Annotated in this window: 16 protein-coding genes; 6 read left to right on the forward strand and 10 right to left on the reverse strand. The window is 58.6% G+C overall.

The genetic code is table 11. From position 1 onward, the window contains the following. Positions 1-194: 194 nt before the first annotated feature. Both JF535_RS12610 and JF535_RS12615 read left to right on the forward strand, forming a co-directional pair. A complete protein-coding gene (locus JF535_RS12610) occupies positions 195-2,378 on the forward strand; it encodes a S9 family peptidase (protein WP_242523819.1) in 2,184 nt (727 codons plus the stop codon). Positions 2,379-2,513: 135 nt separating this feature from the next. Next, positions 2,514-2,954: a hypothetical protein gene (locus tag JF535_RS12615; RefSeq protein WP_207002651.1), complete on the forward strand. Its 441-nt coding sequence runs from the start codon at positions 2,514-2,516 to the stop codon at positions 2,952-2,954. 67 nt (positions 2,955-3,021) lie between these two features. Here the strand turns inward: JF535_RS12615 and JF535_RS12620 are convergent, their stop codons facing one another. The 7 genes from JF535_RS12620 to JF535_RS12650 all read right to left on the reverse strand — a co-directional run bounded on the left by JF535_RS12620 (position 3,022) and on the right by JF535_RS12650 (position 11,477). Continuing rightward, on the reverse strand, positions 3,022-4,110 hold the full coding sequence (locus JF535_RS12620; RefSeq protein WP_207002653.1) for a lipocalin-like domain-containing protein: 1,089 nt from the start codon (positions 4,108-4,110) through the stop codon (positions 3,022-3,024). Continuing rightward, the gene (locus tag JF535_RS12625) at positions 4,103-6,496 is read right to left on the reverse strand and encodes an FtsX-like permease family protein (RefSeq protein ID WP_207002655.1); all 2,394 of its coding nucleotides are present in this window, start codon (positions 6,494-6,496) and stop codon (positions 4,103-4,105) included. The genes JF535_RS12620 and JF535_RS12625 overlap by 8 nt, the downstream gene beginning before the upstream one ends. Further along, positions 6,472-7,197, reverse strand: a complete 726-nt coding sequence (locus tag JF535_RS12630) for an ABC transporter ATP-binding protein (protein ID WP_242523820.1) — start codon at positions 7,195-7,197, stop codon at positions 6,472-6,474. The genes JF535_RS12625 and JF535_RS12630 overlap by 25 nt, the downstream gene beginning before the upstream one ends. A gap of 93 nt (positions 7,198-7,290) precedes the next feature. Then, positions 7,291-8,802: a dipeptidase gene (locus tag JF535_RS12635; RefSeq protein ID WP_340674177.1), complete on the reverse strand. Its 1,512-nt coding sequence runs from the start codon at positions 8,800-8,802 to the stop codon at positions 7,291-7,293. Positions 8,803-8,858: 56 nt separating this feature from the next. Then, a complete protein-coding gene (gene dbpA / locus JF535_RS12640; RefSeq protein WP_340674178.1) occupies positions 8,859-10,262 on the reverse strand; it encodes an ATP-dependent RNA helicase DbpA in 1,404 nt (467 codons plus the stop codon). A 128-nt stretch (positions 10,263-10,390) separates the two neighbouring features. Then, positions 10,391-10,870 (reverse strand): GNAT family N-acetyltransferase, encoded by a 480-nt coding sequence (locus JF535_RS12645; protein ID WP_207002659.1) that lies wholly within the window; start codon positions 10,868-10,870, stop codon positions 10,391-10,393. Positions 10,871-10,904: 34 nt separating this feature from the next. Further along, positions 10,905-11,477, reverse strand: a complete 573-nt coding sequence (locus JF535_RS12650) for a tRNA-uridine aminocarboxypropyltransferase (RefSeq protein ID WP_207002661.1) — start codon at positions 11,475-11,477, stop codon at positions 10,905-10,907. 9 nt (positions 11,478-11,486) lie between these two features. On the opposite strand from JF535_RS12650, the gene JF535_RS12655 reads away from it, so the two are divergent. The 4 genes from JF535_RS12655 to JF535_RS12670 all read left to right on the forward strand — a co-directional run bounded on the left by JF535_RS12655 (position 11,487) and on the right by JF535_RS12670 (position 14,251). Beyond that, positions 11,487-11,936: a GNAT family N-acetyltransferase gene (locus tag JF535_RS12655; protein ID WP_066964219.1), complete on the forward strand. Its 450-nt coding sequence runs from the start codon at positions 11,487-11,489 to the stop codon at positions 11,934-11,936. Between the two features lie 152 nt (positions 11,937-12,088). Then, positions 12,089-12,523: an OsmC family protein gene (locus JF535_RS12660; RefSeq protein WP_207002663.1), complete on the forward strand. Its 435-nt coding sequence runs from the start codon at positions 12,089-12,091 to the stop codon at positions 12,521-12,523. Between the two features lie 139 nt (positions 12,524-12,662). After that, positions 12,663-13,616 carry an MlaD family protein gene (locus JF535_RS12665; protein ID WP_207002671.1) on the forward strand — a complete coding sequence of 318 codons (954 nt, stop codon included), beginning with the start codon at positions 12,663-12,665 and terminating at the stop codon, positions 13,614-13,616. After that, complete coding sequence (locus JF535_RS12670) at positions 13,613-14,251, forward strand: ABC-type transport auxiliary lipoprotein family protein (protein ID WP_207002673.1); 639 nt, start codon at positions 13,613-13,615, stop codon at positions 14,249-14,251. The genes JF535_RS12665 and JF535_RS12670 overlap by 4 nt, the downstream gene beginning before the upstream one ends. Positions 14,252-14,259: 8 nt before the next feature. On the opposite strand, the gene JF535_RS12675 is transcribed toward JF535_RS12670, so the two are convergent. The 3 genes from JF535_RS12675 to JF535_RS12685 form a co-directional block, all read right to left on the reverse strand. After that, positions 14,260-14,808, reverse strand: coding sequence for a cytochrome b (locus JF535_RS12675; protein ID WP_207002676.1), 549 nt, complete (start codon positions 14,806-14,808; stop codon positions 14,260-14,262). A 60-nt stretch (positions 14,809-14,868) separates the two neighbouring features. Beyond that, complete coding sequence (locus tag JF535_RS12680; protein ID WP_207002678.1) at positions 14,869-15,897, reverse strand: DUF1254 domain-containing protein; 1,029 nt, start codon at positions 15,895-15,897, stop codon at positions 14,869-14,871. 139 nt (positions 15,898-16,036) lie between these two features. Further along, a complete protein-coding gene (locus JF535_RS12685; RefSeq protein WP_207002680.1) occupies positions 16,037-16,183 on the reverse strand; it encodes a hypothetical protein in 147 nt (48 codons plus the stop codon). Positions 16,184-16,232 lie beyond the last annotated feature (49 nt).

The following is a 16,232-nucleotide window of genomic DNA, read 5'->3' on the forward strand; positions in this document are numbered from 1 at the left end:
GCCGTCTCGGTCAGGCGACGGCGCGGCATTATGCAGAATTTAGGGTAGCTCGTCTGCCGCAAACTCGATCATCAGTACTCACAGGCGCGTTTTCACGAGGATCGCGGCTCGTCGCACTGAATATCCTTGGGATGAAGATCTGGTATAGGATATCGCCAGTCACGGAATAACGATAAACATCACCCGGAGCTGCCATGAAGCCTCATATTGCCTTCCTCGCATTCACCATCTTCGCCACCGGCTGCGGCAAGCCTGCCGACGAGAGTAAACCCACCTCCCCGGATAGCAGCGCACTTGCGCCCGAAGTCGCCCCTCCAGTGGCCAAGAAAGTCCCATACAAGATGGTAATGCACGGCCACGAGCGCATCGACCCCTACTACTGGATGCGTGATGATTCTCGTAGCGACCCTGAAATACTGGGGCACCTGGAGGCGGAGAACCACTATGTCGACCAGGTAATGGCCCACACAGAGTCGCTACAAGACGGCCTGTACCAGGAAATGGTCGGACGACTGGAGAAAGACAAATCTTCCGTCCCGGTCAAGGTACGTGGCTACTGGTACTACACCCGCTATGAATCCGATGGTGAATACCCGATACATGCACGCAAGAAACGCAGCCTGGAAGCAGCAGAAGAAATTTTGCTGGACGTCAATGCACTCGCAGAAGGCCACGCCTATTACAATGTGGCACGCACTGCGGTCTCCCCAGACAACACCCTCCTCGCTTATCCCGAGGACAGGGTGGGCCGGAGAATTTACAGTATTCGCTTCAAGGATCTAAGCACCGGCAAGCTACTGCAGGACAAACTGGAGAACGCCGAGGGCACAGTGGTCTGGGCAAATGATAACCAGACGGTGTTCTACATCAACAAAGACCCGCAAACCCTGCTCGGCTATCAGGTCATGCGACACAAACTGGGTACGCCGCAAAGCGAAGACCAGGTTGTGTACGAAGAAAAAGACAGTAGCTTTTACACCTCTATCTCCAAGTCACGTGATGATTCGATGATTTACATCCATCACTACTCGACCTTGGTAAAAGGGGTTTCCGCACTGGATGCCGACACACCGAATGGTGAATTTCTGCCACTCCATCCACTCGAGCCCAAGCATGAGTATTTTGTGCAAAAACTCGATGACGAATATTTCATCCAGACCAACTGGCAGGCCGAGAACTTCCGCCTGATGAAGGCCACCGCTGAGGCGGTCAACGATAAATCCCAGTGGCAGGAAGTCATCCCGCACCGGGAAGATGTATTGCTGGAGGAGTTCGTGACATTTGATGGCCGGCTGGCGGTTGTCGAGCGAGCCAACGGCCAGTCCGCTCTGCGGATTATCGGGTTGGAAAACGAAGATGATTTCGAGATTGGGTTCAACGATCCGGTGTACCAGCTCTCCCTGAGCAACAATCCAGAGGTATCGTCCGGCACCGTCCGAATCTCCTACTCGAGCCTGACCACACCGAACACCATTTATGATGCGGACCTGCGCTCTGGCGATCTTAAATTGATGAAGCAGGACAAGGTCCTGGGGGACTTCGACCGCACCCGCTACAAGGCTGAGGGCATTCGCATTACTGCTCGAGATGGCAAGCAGATCCCCGTGTCACTGGTTTACCGCAAGGATCTGTTCAAGAAAGACGGTTCCCATCCCCTATTGCAATACGGCTATGGCTCGTATGGCAACACCATCGACCCGGTGTTTATCCCCAGTGTCTTTTCACTTCTGGACCGGGGCTTTGTGTTCGCCATTGCGCATATCCGCGGTGGTCAGAAACTGGGGCGGGCCTGGTATGAAGACGGAAAGATGTTCAACAAAAAGAACACCTTTACGGACTTTATCGACGTCACCAAAGGGTTGGTTCAGCAGAAATACGCCGCTCCTGACAAGGTTTTCGCTTCCGGAGGCAGCGCGGGAGGCCTGCTGATGGGCGCGGTAATCAATATGGAACCGGATCTGTATCGCGGAATTACGGCGAAAGTACCTTTCGTGGATGTGGTGACCACCATGCTGGATGAGTCCATTCCGCTGACCGTGAACGAGTACGACGAGTGGGGCAACCCCAACAACCAGGATAGCTACGAGTATATGCTGTCCTATTCTCCCTACGATCAGGTCACAGCACAGGACTACCCGAACATTCTGGTGACGACCGGGCTTCACGATTCGCAGGTACAGTACTTCGAACCTATGAAGTGGGTGGCAAAACTGCGCGAACTTAAAACCGATCAGAACCAGCTGCTGTTCTACACCAATATAGAAGCGGGTCATGGTGGCGCCTCGGGCCGCTTCCGTCGGAACAAGGAGCGGGCGCTGGAGTACGCCTTCTACCTGGACCTCCTCGGCAAAGGGCACCTGGAAGATACCAATCAGTGAGCGCACTGATTGAACTGGCAACAAGGGCGCGAAACCTGCGCCCTTTGACACTTTTCCCAATTGTGACCTACCGCAAAGCACAGTAGACAAGCCTATCTATACTCGCGCCCCGTCCTGATTTACTGAGATGTACCCATGAAACTGTCTACAAAACTGAACAAGTATGCCCTGGCCCTGCTGGTCGCGGCATGCAGCACGCCGGCCCTCGCTAAAACCAACAACGGTGTGGGCCTGGGCGTGGCCTACGATCTGGGCCTGGGTGTGACTGCGCAATTCCGCGGTACGTCCGTATTCGTCAACAGTGATTCGCTGGCAGTCGATATGCGCATCGAGAACTTCAGCAATGACCTGCGCACCGTACACGCCTATATCGATGCCGGTGGTTTTTATGAAGACGGCGGCAATATTGCCGACAACGACCGGGCCGGTGTTCGCCTGCCTTTGGGACTGACCTTTGGCATCGCCCCCAGCCTGCAGGCCTATATCCAGGCCGTGCCCCATTTCGCATTCAGTGATAACGAGAGCAAAGAAGGCTTCGGCATCGACGGTGCGCTCGGTGTTCGCCTGCGCTTCTGATGCGCGTCTGATACTTAAAAGGCCCGGGCGGCAGCAATACACACACACTGCTGCCGCCCCTGCCCGCTCAACCCCCGTAGCCGGTCATCTCCAGGTATCCCTCACCCCCGTGGCTGCCCGACACTTCCACCGGCCCCTCCCAGTAGCGCAAGCTGCCCGGATTCCAGTAATCGCCCGGCCACGACTGCACCTGTAGTTTGAGCGCCGCCGAGGGAACCTCGATGTCCCACACAACCGGCACCCGGCCAAACCGGCTGTTGCGAAACCCGGTGGGTACCAGCTGGAACTCGTCCGTGGTAAGGGTGCGCGCGCTGCCTTGTGCAGACACGAGCGTGCCGGAATAGAAGTCTTCTTCGCCGCGCACGCGGAACAACATCAGGTGGCGACCATCGTCGAGGTGCAAGGCCATCCAGTCCCATCCCTGCTGATCCGCTTTCAGGTACTGGCTACTCCACTCGCGGTCGAACCAGCCCTGCCCGGTTACGGCAAACGTTTCCCCGTTAAACTCGACTGCACCACCGGTAATTGCCAGCGGATAACTGAAGTACATGGAGCCTCCACCCCCGGCCGATTTGGCACTGAAGCCCTGCTCCCCATTGAGCACCGGCGGTTGCTGTGGCTGAAGCTGCAGGCGATAACGAAAGTCTTCTCCTTTTACATCCAGCTCCCAAGCATTCTCGCCGGTGGCGGAGAGCTGCCAGTGATCAATCCACGCGTTGAACGGCACTGCCGTCACCCTCGCCTGGCCGGTACCGCCACGTCCGGCGCGGTCTTCAAAATGGTGGGTGCCGGGGCCGCTTAACGCCGCGTGAGCCAGCCACAGCTCGTCGCGATGCCAGCCGGGCTCCGCAGAGTTGAACGAACCCGGGCGCACCCCATTGCGAAACAGTGTCCACTGCACACCAAACCGCTGGCCGTTGGCGGTTTTCAGGTTGGCGGTGAGATACCACCACTCCAGACGGTACTGCGGGTGCGGCCCCATGTCCTGGGGCAGCTGCACCGTCATCCCGCGGGCCGCCTGTGCGAACCCGGCCGGAGGCTGGTTGAGTGCCGAGAAGCCCGCATCGGTCTCGGTCTCTCTCTCCCCCTGGCAAGCACACAGGGTCATCAGAGCGATAAAACACGATGCCAGTCTCACGGTGAGCCGGTTACTCATTTTTCAACCCCTCCAGCCGCACCGGATTACCCGCCATCACGCCCACAAGCGCTCCGATGCCGAGACACGCGGCCCACACCTGCAGCCAGTAAGCGGGGTAAAGATGCAGAGACAAAGCCCAGCCAAATGCCGCCGGGTTCACTTTTGCCACCAGCACCCAACCGAGAAACACGCCCAGCGGAATCGCCAGTGCCGCCAGCAGCCCCGTGACCAGCATGCTGTGCGCAATCAACCGCCGGCGCAGGCTCGGGCGGCTGACACCGTACACATGCAGCAGCGTATAACTTCCGTGCCGCAGGCGGAAAATAACCAGCCCCATCAACGCCAGTGCCACCCCGGCAAGGGTCAGGGTGAGCAGATTCAGAAGCCGAGTCATGCGGAAGGTCCGATCAAACGCGTCGTTGGCGGCCTGTTTGAGCCATGCCTGATCCCGCACGCGGCTACCGGCCAGCCAGGAATATTTTTCTGGCCAGTCGCGCCAGGCAGTATCGGCGGGTGCCCGCATGGCCAGTACGAAAGTGGTGTATTGGGACGGTATGGAAGCGGGCAAGGCAGCCAGGGCTAACACGATTTCACCCTCTGGCCGGCCATAGTCCGCATAAATCCCCACGATCTCGCGGGTCTGCTGCACGGTGCCGAGCTGGAAAGTCACCGTGTCGCCGAGCGTGAGCCCTCGGCGTCGGGCGAGCTGTTCATTGACCATAACGCCGTGCAGGTCGAGCCCCCGCCAGTACGCAGGTGCTGCCTGTAAAAATGGCCATTCCTGAACCAGTGGCGAGGCGGGATCAACTGCCATCACATCCACCGGTAAAGCGCCCAGCACGCCGCGCCCGCGCACCATCGGTAATACGCTGGCGACACCGGGCAATGCAGATAATTGCTCCGCGAAGTCTTCCGGCGCCACCGACTCGCCCGGGTCAAGGTAGAGATCGCCCTGCAGGCGCTGATCGAGCCAGCGGTCAAAAGTTGTTTCAAAGCCCGTCACCATGGATTGCACAGCAATCGCCGTGGCAATCGCAAACGCCAGCGCAATCAGAGGTAATTGCAGCAGATGGCACAGTGCGCGCATTTCCGCGCAGGACCACTCCAGCAGTGGCCGCTGGCGCCCCATCCATGGCTGCCGGCACCGACGTTCCAACCAGCCAAGAATGCGCGCCAGCATATCCGGCAACAAAAGCCCTGCCCCGACCAGACAACCCAGAGTGGCAGCAAAAATGAGCCACAGGGTTTCGGTGAACAACAAGCACGTCACCGAGCCGGCCAACACCGCCAATGCCAGCGGCCACCGCCAGGCCGGGTTGCCGTGCCATTCCCACTGCGCGTCCGTGCGCGCGGTCATCAGTAGATCCGCGCCGGCCCAGGCCACCACCAAAACGAGGATCAGGACCATGCCGAGCCAGGTTGCCGCGCCTGGAGAGCGCTGGGCATAGAATTCGACGCTGAACAGTCCCTGCAGCGTGCCCTGGAAACCCGACGCCATCGACCCGGCCAAGAGCTCGCCCAGCCAAAGGCCCAGCGTACCGCCCACCAGCGCTACCACAACCACCTCAACCAGCAGCGCGCGGTTAAGCTGACCCTTAGGCACGCCAACTCGCGCCAGTATTTGCAAGCTGCGGCGACGCTGTTCCAGTGCGAAGCGATACACCGCACGTACCAGCAGTCCCGCCACTAATAGCGCGAGCACGCCCAGCGCGTTCAGGCTAAGTAGAAAGGCATCCACCAGGGGATCTGGCTCCACCCCATATTCCTGAACCTCACTGCGGTACTCCGATGGCAAACCCGCGTCCTGCAGCTCGGCCGCGGGTGTCAAAATCGCAAGAGACTTGCGCCCCGTGCGCGCCAGTTCGGCTGCAACCGAAATGTCCGTAAGCAATTCCCCGCGCGGCAACCCCGATGCTTCTCGCAACGAATAACGGACGGAGGTTGTCACTGTGTGCTGTTCCCAGCGCGCCAGATCTGCGGCATTGCCGAGCAAGGTGGGCTGGTCAAATTCCTCGATCAGCCGCCCCACCGCTTGCGCAGCCCCGGCCGCGTTGCCGTCGCGCGCTCGGTACTGGCGCAGGCAACCGGCACTGAATGGATCGATACCCACCACCACCGGTGCATCCTCCGCCGCAACACGCACTTCCAGTCTTGGGGAGACGCAAATGCCGAGCCTGCGCAGGCGCACAAAATCCTCTACCGTCAGCGGCTCGCCGTCCTCGCGCACCACACTCAACAAGGGTTCCAGCGCCGCCCGGGATTCATTCACGGCATCCGCCGCAGACCCGGTTAGCGCGCGCACGCCACTCCACAGCATGGCCGCGCAGACGAGAATCAGCAGCAGGCTCACCAGTTGCCCCGGGTGGCGGCGATAGTGGCTCAGGAAGACGCCGGCGAGACCCATGGGCTCAGGACTCCTTCCCGCAGTTCAAGAATTCGGTCGCAGCGCTGGGCCAGCTCCGGGTTATGGGTGACGATGAGTGCGCCAAGCTGGCGCTCACGCATGGCATCGAAAAACAGCGGCACCACACGTTCCGCCGTCGCATAATCCAGGCTGCCGGTTGGCTCGTCCGCGAGCATCAGTTCCGGTTGCATGGCAAAGGCACAAGCAAGCGCGGCCCGTTGTCGCTGACCGCCAGAGAGTTGGTCGGGGTAACGGTGTGCTGTGTCGGCAATGCCGAGCTGGTCGAGCAGCGCCTCGCCATCATGCGCTTGCAAGCCCGCAAGCCCGGCGCGAAAGGCAATATTACGGGAAACGGTGAGAGTGGGGATCAGGTTGCCATCCTGAAACAGGGTGGCGATACGGGTGCGCCGAAGCTCGGCCCAGTCGCGTTCGCTCAGCTCAGAATACGCCCGGCCAAATACACACAATTCACCACTATCGGGCTGTAACAGGCCGTTGAGCAAGTTCAGTAGCGTGCTCTTGCCCGAGCCTGAGGGGCCAATGACCGCCACCGCTTCCCCCCGCCGCAATTCCAGCGACAGTCCGTGTAACACGCTGATCTGCTCACGGCCGTTGCGGTAGCAGCGGTGGAGATTCTGTGCCTGTATCAGGGCATCGTTCATAGTGTGGCGGACATGGCTGGTGGCTAGAGGTACCAGCAAGTCTATCGCACCGTTGACCGCGCATAAAAAAGGGACTGAATTTTCAGTCCCTTTTTCGCCGTAGGCATTAATCCCTAGCCCCTAATCCCTCGCTTAGAGATTAGCGATCTCGATCATCATCGCCGTATACATTTTCAGATTCAGGCGCAGCTGATCCACGGTGATGAACTCGTGCTCTGAATGACCGGTGTAGGCCTTGTCCGGCATCGACGGGCCGAAGCTCACGGCATTGGGCAACAGTTTGGCATTGGTCGAACCACCAATAGCCACCGGGCCCGCGTCCTCGATCCCGGTAAAGTGGCGAAACACTTCCAGCAGTGGTTCCACATGGGGAGCATCATCTGCTCGGTACGGCTCACCCAGGCTCACGTCCACATCGGCCATCTGGATGCCGGTCTCCTTCTGCCAGCGGTCGATGGTACTGTGGATCTGCTTGTCGAGGAGCTCAGCGGTCTTGCCGGTAGGGCGACGCAGGTTCAGGTAGCTGGTAAGCCCCTTGTCGTCGGCCTTCACCATGGTCAGGGCGCCGGTCATCGGCCCCATAAAGTCATCGCGGTAGGCGATATCGCCAAACTGCTCGGCGAGGATTCCGGTGCCGATCAGGTCGTTGATATAGCGCACGGTGGCGCCGGCGGCATTGGCAGGCCAGTCGTAATCGCCCAGCACATCTGCCAGGAAGGCAATGGCATTGATGCCGTGTTCCGGCTCGGAGCTATGGGTGGCCACACCGCGTGCGGTGATTGCCAGTGCACCGTCTTTTTCCGCGAATTCAAACTTCACCCGCGGGTGTGTCGCGGCGCGGGCGCGGATTGCCTTCTCCAGTTCGGGAGTCGGGTTGGCGATACTGGCGTGGGCCTCGTCCGGCACCTGACTGCGGAAGTAGCCGCCGTGAAAATCACGCAGGTAGGGTCTGTTCTTGTCCGCCACGACGGAGCCCGCAAAGGTGGCGCGGACTTCGCTCCAACCCTTCTCTGCGGTCACCACCGGGTATTGGGCGTCGATGGTGATGTTATACGCGGGCATATCGTAATCTTTCAGGAATACCTTGAGCGGCTCCCAGTCCGATTCCTCGGCCATATAAACGATCAGTTCCACGCGCCGCTTCATCGGCACGCCTTTGTCCTTGATCGCTTTCATCGCATAGAGGGCAGTGGCAATTGGCCCCTTGTCGTCCTCGCTGCCGCGGGCGATGAGCTTGCCCGGTTCGCTGGTGCGGTCCAGCTCAAACGGGCTCTTTTTCCACTTGGCCGGGTTGGCGGGCTGCACATCACCGTGGGTGACGATACCGACCTTCTCCTCGCCCTGCCCCATGGCAACGATGATCACATAGCCGTGGTCCTCGCATTCCAGACCCAGCGCCTTGGCCTTGCCGCACAGGGTGCGTTTGAAGCCGGAAAATTCCGGGTTCTTTTCCAGCGGCAGGTCTTCCCGCGCGACAGTTTCGAATTGCACCAGCTCGGCGAGGGTGTCAGTCATCGCCGCTTCGTATTTGTTCACCGCATAGTCTGCAGTCTTTTGCGCTACGGACGATACATCCGCGGCCGCAGCCAGCGGCAACAGCAGCAGCGACACCGCCACTCGTGCAATTTGAGTTCGGAAATTCACAAGTCACTCCGTTGGTAAGGGAAAGGCGCAGTATACCGTTCACGCGGTAGACAAATTCAAACACCCACGATGCGAGCGCGGAACTTGCGCCCCTTGAGCTTGCCACTGGCGAGCTTGTTCAGGGCCTTTTTGGCCACCGGGCGCTCTACTGCGACAAACGTGGAGAAATCGAACAGCTGGATTTTACCGATCTGCTTGCCGTCGATGCCGCCCTCGCCGGTGAGGGCGCCAACCACATCGCCGGCGCGTACTTTCTGCTTTTTACCGCCGTCGATTTGCAGCGTCGCCATGATCGGGCGCGTCGGGGCAAAGCCGCGAGGCAGTTCCGGCACTTCCTGCAGAGTGATTTTCTGTTGCATCTGCTCCTCCAGACGCTCCAGTTTGTATATCTCCTTCTTGCTCACCAACGAGAGGGCTACGCCCTTCTGCCCTGCCCGCCCGGTGCGACCGACCCGGTGCACATGCACTTCCGGGTCGCGGGACAGGTGATAATTCACCACCACCGGCAGTTCTTCGATGTCGAGTCCACGGGCGGCAACGTCGGTCGCGACCAGAATCGACGCGCTGCCGTTGGCGAAGAGCGTCAGCGTACGGTCACGATCCTTCTGCTCCATATCACCGTGCAGTGCCAGCGCCGCAAAACCCGCACGTTTTAGTGTCTCCGCCGCTTCGTCGGTTTCTTTTTTGGTATTGCAGAACACCAGTGCTGAAGACGCATCGTAATTGGCGAGCAGCTGATACAGGGCCGCGGGCCGTGCCTCATTGTTTTCTACCCGGTAGTAATGCTGCTGGATGGAACTCTGGGTGTGCCCTGCGGCCACCTCTACTTTTACCGGATCGCGCAGTACGCGGGTTGCCAGGGCATCAATGGTTTTGGGGTAAGTGGCGGAGAACAGCAGCGTCTGCCGTTGCTGTGGCAACTCTGCCAGGATCTGGTCGAGCACTGCCTGGAAGCCCATATCCAGCATGCGGTCGGCCTCGTCCAGTACCAGGGTGTCCACATTGCTGAGGTCGAGATTGCCCTTGCGCAAATGGTCTTCGATGCGTCCCGGCGTACCCACCACGATATGGGCCCCGTGCTTGAGCGAGCCAATCTGCGGCCCGAAGGGCATACCGCCACACAGGGTCAGGATCTTGATGTTGTGAATCGCCCGCGCCAGCTTGCGCAGTTCCCGCGCCACCTGGTCCGCCAGCTCGCGGGTGGGACACAGTACCAGCGACTGCACCCGAAACTGCTCTACCCGTAGTTTATGCAGCAGCCCCAGGCCGAAGGCCACGGTCTTGCCCGAGCCGGTCTTGGCTTGGCCGATCACGTCTTTGCCATCCACGATCGCCGGCAGCGCGGCGGCCTGGATTTCCGTCAGGCGCTCGTAACCCAGGTCTTCGAGGTTCTTGAGGAGAGAAGGCTGCAGCGGCAGGGACTGGAATTCGCGGGGATGATTGGTATCAGCGGTGGTCACAACGGAGGCTCGGTTAGAGAAATAGCCGCGTATTGTAGGGAAGCCGGGAGCCATTTCCTATGGGAAACGGCATAACCCCACATTAAGCGCCAAAAGCTGGTTTGGCCGGCTGTGCTGCAGGCAACCCGCTACAGCGGGCGACACATAATATCGACGGTTTCTCCGTAGTATTCGCAAGACCGGATGGTCTGCCATCCCAGGCGCTCGTAATACGCCCGCGTCTCTGGGGTAAACAGATACAGATTGGGAATGGCGTGCGCTGCACAGTGCTCCAGCAGCGCCTCGATCAGTTGCCTGCCCACCCCGACACTGCGGTATTCAGGCAACACATAAAAGTTGGCCAGCCACGGCCCCCAGGGCTCTTCGATCTCCATGTCCCGTGGCAACACGCTGATCGAGCCCACCGGTATCTTGCCGACGAGCGCGACGAACGTCGTCGGCACCGGCTGCGCGCCGACGCAGCTTTCGAGTTCAGCGGCAAAATCCTGCAGCGACTGCTCCGGATACAAATGACTCCACTCGGCAAAATGCCACGCCGCGAGCACGGCAACCGCATCGGGCCTTTCGGACAGATTCACGACTTCTATCGCTTTCAACGCTTCAACCACGGTAATACTCCGCTCATGCGCTCCACGTTGCTCGTTAACCCTGCTGAGCTTGCAGTGCAATCATTTTTTCAAAGGGCTGCAGAATCATCTGAAAATCGGTATCTGGCTCCAGCTCCTGCATCGCCTTCGCGATACTCTCAATCGTCGACAGGCTGTTCTCCAGCGAGGAATGCCGCACCTGGTAGTTGGAGTGCAGCGCACCCTCGAAACTGACCCGGGGCAATTGCTGTAACACCGGGTGCAGATGGAGCATTTTTTTGGACTTCCGCCAGGTCGCGTCGATCACCACCAGCTGTTCCAGCGCCTGTGCCTGCGGCGTACCGGGCTCTACCTGAGGTACTTCCGGCAACCAGCTCAGGGAAGGATATAGCAGCGCCGAGTGAGGCTTTAGCAGTTCCGCCAATGCAGCGTCCGACAGGCTCTCCGCCACGACCAAATTACTGTGATCCAGGCAGAGGTGCGCCATACGCCCGGTATTGAACGGGTGCTTCTGTTCTTGCGGGTGCTGTATGATCAGCACCTGAATTCGATTGGGAATACGCACCAGCGCGCTGCAATAGCAGACTTTGGGGGGGCGCTGGCACGTTGGGCAGATTTCGCGTGGCATGAGAGAGTTATGGACCCGGATTTTTCGACTGATTCATTGACTGCCCAGTGGCTCTCCGATGCGGAGATGCCATTAGCCAACAAATTCTACCGCACCCACAAATTCCGCGGCAAAGCACGGCGGCACGACCCGTGTATGGTGATCCGCGATAGCAAGAACCAGATAATCGCCTGTGGCTCCCTGCGTAAACTCACCGACAGTCAGCTGCTGGCCGGCGTTGCGGTGGCGGAGGAATTCCAGGGCCGGGGTGTGGCGCGACTATTACTTGGCCGTATGGCAGAAGCCTACGACGACCACACCTTCACTTTTCCCTACCGCCACCTGGTGCCGTTTTACCAGTCCCTTGGATATGCAGAGGTCACGGAAGCGGGGCTACCGTCCGCCATTATCGACCGGTTTCACACCTACCAGAAACAGGGACGCGATATTGTGCTGATGCACTATCAGTCGAAACAATAGCGAGTTTTGCGTCCTGAAAATCTGGTCGGCGGCGCCATTATTCACCCGTAACCGGTGATTGCCGTAGAGCAGTGACCACACTACCCTGATGTAATTTCTATAACCTTTCCAGCCTACTTTTTCAGACTCGACTTAGACTCGACGGAGGCCCCATGGACGCTTTTCCCCATCACTACAAAGTCACCGCACGTGCGCCCACTGAAGGCAATGTGACGCTCAGCGCAGAGGGCGTGCCCGATCTGCCATCGGCGGCACCCACCCAGTTTGATGGGCCTGGCGATCAGTGGTCTCCGGAGGATTTGCTGGTCGCGGCGGTGTCGGACTGCTTCATCCTCACCTTCCGTGCCATCGCCAAACACTCGAAGCTCGACTGGACGTCACTCGAGTGCACAACCACCGGCACCCTGGACAAAGACGGTCGCACCACCTGCTTCACTGCGTTTGCCATCGAGGCCACCCTTGTGGTGCCCGAGGGCACCGACACTGATAAAGCACAGCGCCTGCTGGAAAAGTCGGAACAGGGTTGCCTGGTGACCAATTCACTGAAAGCGGAGGTTTCCTTGAGCGCGGAAGTCACAACCGGCTAAAGCCAATGACAGCTTTAGACACCGGGTTATACCCCTCCCTCTGCCCCACTTAAGGCGCTAGCCCCTTAGCCGCGAATAATTTGATCTAGACTTGGACTGGCCGCAGTTCGGGCCGATCTCACCGTCGGAGGGGCCCCTTATGACGACCAGCACAGCGAGCCAGGCACGATGGGTCTTTAATGCCATGGTGCTTGCAGGCGTCATCGCGGTTGCGATCTGGTACTACCAGACAGCCGGCCGCTTCACGACCTATCAGATCCTCACCGAAGATTCCGTGTCCGGCCTGATTGCAGGTGCCCCGGTGGAGTTTCATGGGGTGGACGTGGGCAGGGTCAGCGAGGTGGAACTCATCGGGCCTAGCTCCGTGCGAATTCTGCTGGATGTCGAAAACGACGCGCCCGTATCCAGGGCAACCGTTGCCACCATCACCGCCCGCGGACTCGCGACCCGGGGGTTCACCGGCTATGTGTACGTGCTGCTGGAGAACACGGGTACCGATAAGGGCCCTCTTACCGCGACCCCGGGTGCGCGCTATCCGCGCATACCCAACGCCCCTTCCCGCTCGGTCAATTTGGATACCGCCATCAGCCAGGTCAACGAGAACGTGCAATCGCTGACCGAACTGCTGCGTACCATGCTGGATAAAGACACCATCGCTGCCTTCCAGCAGGCGGTCGGCAATCTGCAGCAAGTCACCCAGATGCTTGCGGAGAACCAGCAGCGGCTCAGTACAATCATCGCCAATACCGAACACGCCAGTGGCCGACTCGGGCCGCTGCTGGATTCGAGCAGCGATACCGTCCAAGCGCTGCAGCAGGTCAGCCAGATGCTCGCGGGAAATCAGCAGCGGCTCAACACGATCATCACCAATACCGAACAGGCGAGCGGCCAGCTCGGTCCGTTGCTGGATGCAAGCAGCCAGTCCGTCAATGCACTCCAGCTGCAGGTGTTGCCCGAGGCCTACCGCACCATGGCCACCCTGAATCAGCTGACCTCCTCCATGACGCGATTGACAGACAAGATCAATCACAACCCGTCCGTTCTCCTGCGCGGCAGTACGCCCCCACCCCTTGGCCCGGGCGAAACCGAATGAATGAACGGGGCTATGGGCGTGCGCTATCTCATGCAGGAAAAGCCCTACGGCTTGTGATGGCGGCTGCCGCAATATTGATTTCCGGGTGCTCACTGTTTTCCCCGGTGGAAAGTGACATACGGGTATCTGTCGTCGACAAAGTTCCCCGTGAAGTGCCCCAGCGACAAAAGCATCCGGCAACGCTGCTGCTACTACCTCCCAGCATCAACCCCATTTACGACACCATCCGCATGGCCTATCGCACTGCGCCACATCAGGTCGGTTTTTACCGCCATCACCAATGGGGGGCAACACCGGCACAGATGCTCCTCCCGTTACTGGCGCGGACACTGGAACACACAAACTACTTTGATGCAGTAGCAACCCCACCCTACTTCGGCCCCCACAGCTACGCGCTGCAAACGACGATCTTAGACTTCGTACAGGACTACACTTCCACACCAGCGACCTTCCAGCTTTCCCTGCGGGTGCAGCTTATCGAGGGCACTTCAAACCGGATTGTTGCAAGCAGAACCATTTCACTACGCGAACCCATACTGCTGGAATCACCTGCTGCAGGCGTAGTAGCAGCCAATCAAGCCGCCGCAAGCGCTTTACAACAGGCAACGCAGTTTGTACTGAAAAGAATGCCGTAGGCCGGACTTTAAAGACGGGAGCCCGGGAGGATTTTCTTCAGGGTGTTATCTCGGGAAATGAAGTGGTGCCGCAGTGCGGCACCGGCATGTAGCAGAATAAAACCGATCAGGGCATACCCAAGCCACTTGTGCACCTCGACCAGTAACTGGAAGCGATACTCGTTATGCGGGATCAGATCCGGTAGCCTGAAGCCAAAGAAATACACCGGAATACTCGCGGCAGAAGACATCAACCAGCCGCTGATCGGTAAGGCAAACATCAAGGCGTAAAAGCACAGGTGCACAAACCGCGCCGTCACCTTCTGCCAATCGGGCAGTTCTTTTACCAGTGCCGGTAACGCGTTACCTACACGCCACGCGAGCCGCAACAGCGCCAGTCCCAACGCCAGTATGCCGTATTCCTTGTGATACACGATCAGCGTCAATTTTATCTTGTCGAACCCGACATCCGGAAGACCGCTCATATACACACCGAGCACGGTGAGCGCGACAAGCAATACCGCCATCAGCCAGTGGAGGAGTATGGCGACGGTGCCATAATCCTGCTCCGTGTTCATCAGTCTCGCCATGTTTTGCCACAGCCGGTCAGGTGCAGCTCTCCACCCGACCGACCAGCCCTATCCATTGTTCCTGCCTACCTCTTTCACGTCAGGCAGGGTATACGAGCCATCAAGCACAGATTTTCCAGGCCGATATATACGAAACAGGAAATTCCAGCCATCGCTGGTATCGACACGATTGGCGACTTTCCCACAGGCCGCTTCGGAACCGAAATAGGCTGTAAAAGTACCATCGTCATTCAGCTCGGTGTTCGCCGCATTGAAAACGTTGTGATCACTCTTCATGAAACCGTCTTTGCCGTAGACGGTGATGGACCAAAACCCTTCGTTTTCAGGCACCTGATAGCGTGCGGAATAACACTTGTCGGCACTCGCTGAAGGAGGCATATAGTTCAGGTATGTGGCTTCATATTCAGGAAGCAATCCCCAGGCCGCTGCCGCCGCATAGTGGCGGGTTTCCTCGTTTACCTCCCCGCGCTTACCCATCATTCCGGCCCAGCTATCGAACTTTTTGCTGCCCTCTTCGTATTCGCTGCGCAATGCATCAAGTGACTTCCGGTCCCATAGAAACCCGGGAAAGTCTCCACCGGTTTTGGAAGTCACCTTGAACTGGTCTTGCAGGCTATTCACCAGTGCGACGTCCTGCTCGCTGGCAGGGTCTTTTAACTGAATCCGGACGATCACGTACAGGAACCGGGTATCGCCCTTTACGGTATGCGTGCCGGGCTCATGGATGATGTCCACTACATAGTGATCATTATCGATAATGTAGACGGAGGCATACCGATCGTCCGGAAGCTGTGGAAAATTGATAGTGATACCATCCTTGGCATCGAATACACCACCAGAATAGAGCACATCGCGGTTCATACGCACCACCGTCTGTTTATCGAGCGGTGTAGGCTCCCGAAAATGAAAAAACGTGTTCGTCCCGCCGGCGTTCTCAATCATTGCCGCATACATGTTGTCCGTTTCCGCGCGGATGAAAGTATCCGGTGTTACCACTTTGGAACCGCCCGACTGCGCCTGTGCCGCAGATAAAGCCAATACCAGTAAGCCTGCAAAGGTCAGTGCTTTCACGTTCATCAGACGCTCCTACTCAGGGACAAATACGCAGCTAAAAGTCTAGTGATACGTGTATGAGTAAGGTGCCAGTTCCTTATAACTATTCGAGCGTAAAGCCACCGCGCATAGAACTACCTTCCATAGAAAAAGGCTAGCTGGCTTACATCCTCGGCAACCACATACCCATGGTGGCAGCAAAAATACCAATGGCCATAAACAGGGTGAGCGGCACCAAAGTGGCTACAAAGGCAAGCTGCATGCCCTGCCCGGCTTCGCGTTCCTGGCAATGAAAATACCATTGCAGCATGGCCAGAGGGAGCAGGTACTGCCCAACGCCCAGCGCGTTTCGCTGTGCT

Source organism: Microbulbifer salipaludis (assembly GCF_017303155.1).
In the GTDB taxonomy this organism is placed as follows: Bacteria; Pseudomonadota; Gammaproteobacteria; order Pseudomonadales; family Cellvibrionaceae; genus Microbulbifer; species Microbulbifer salipaludis.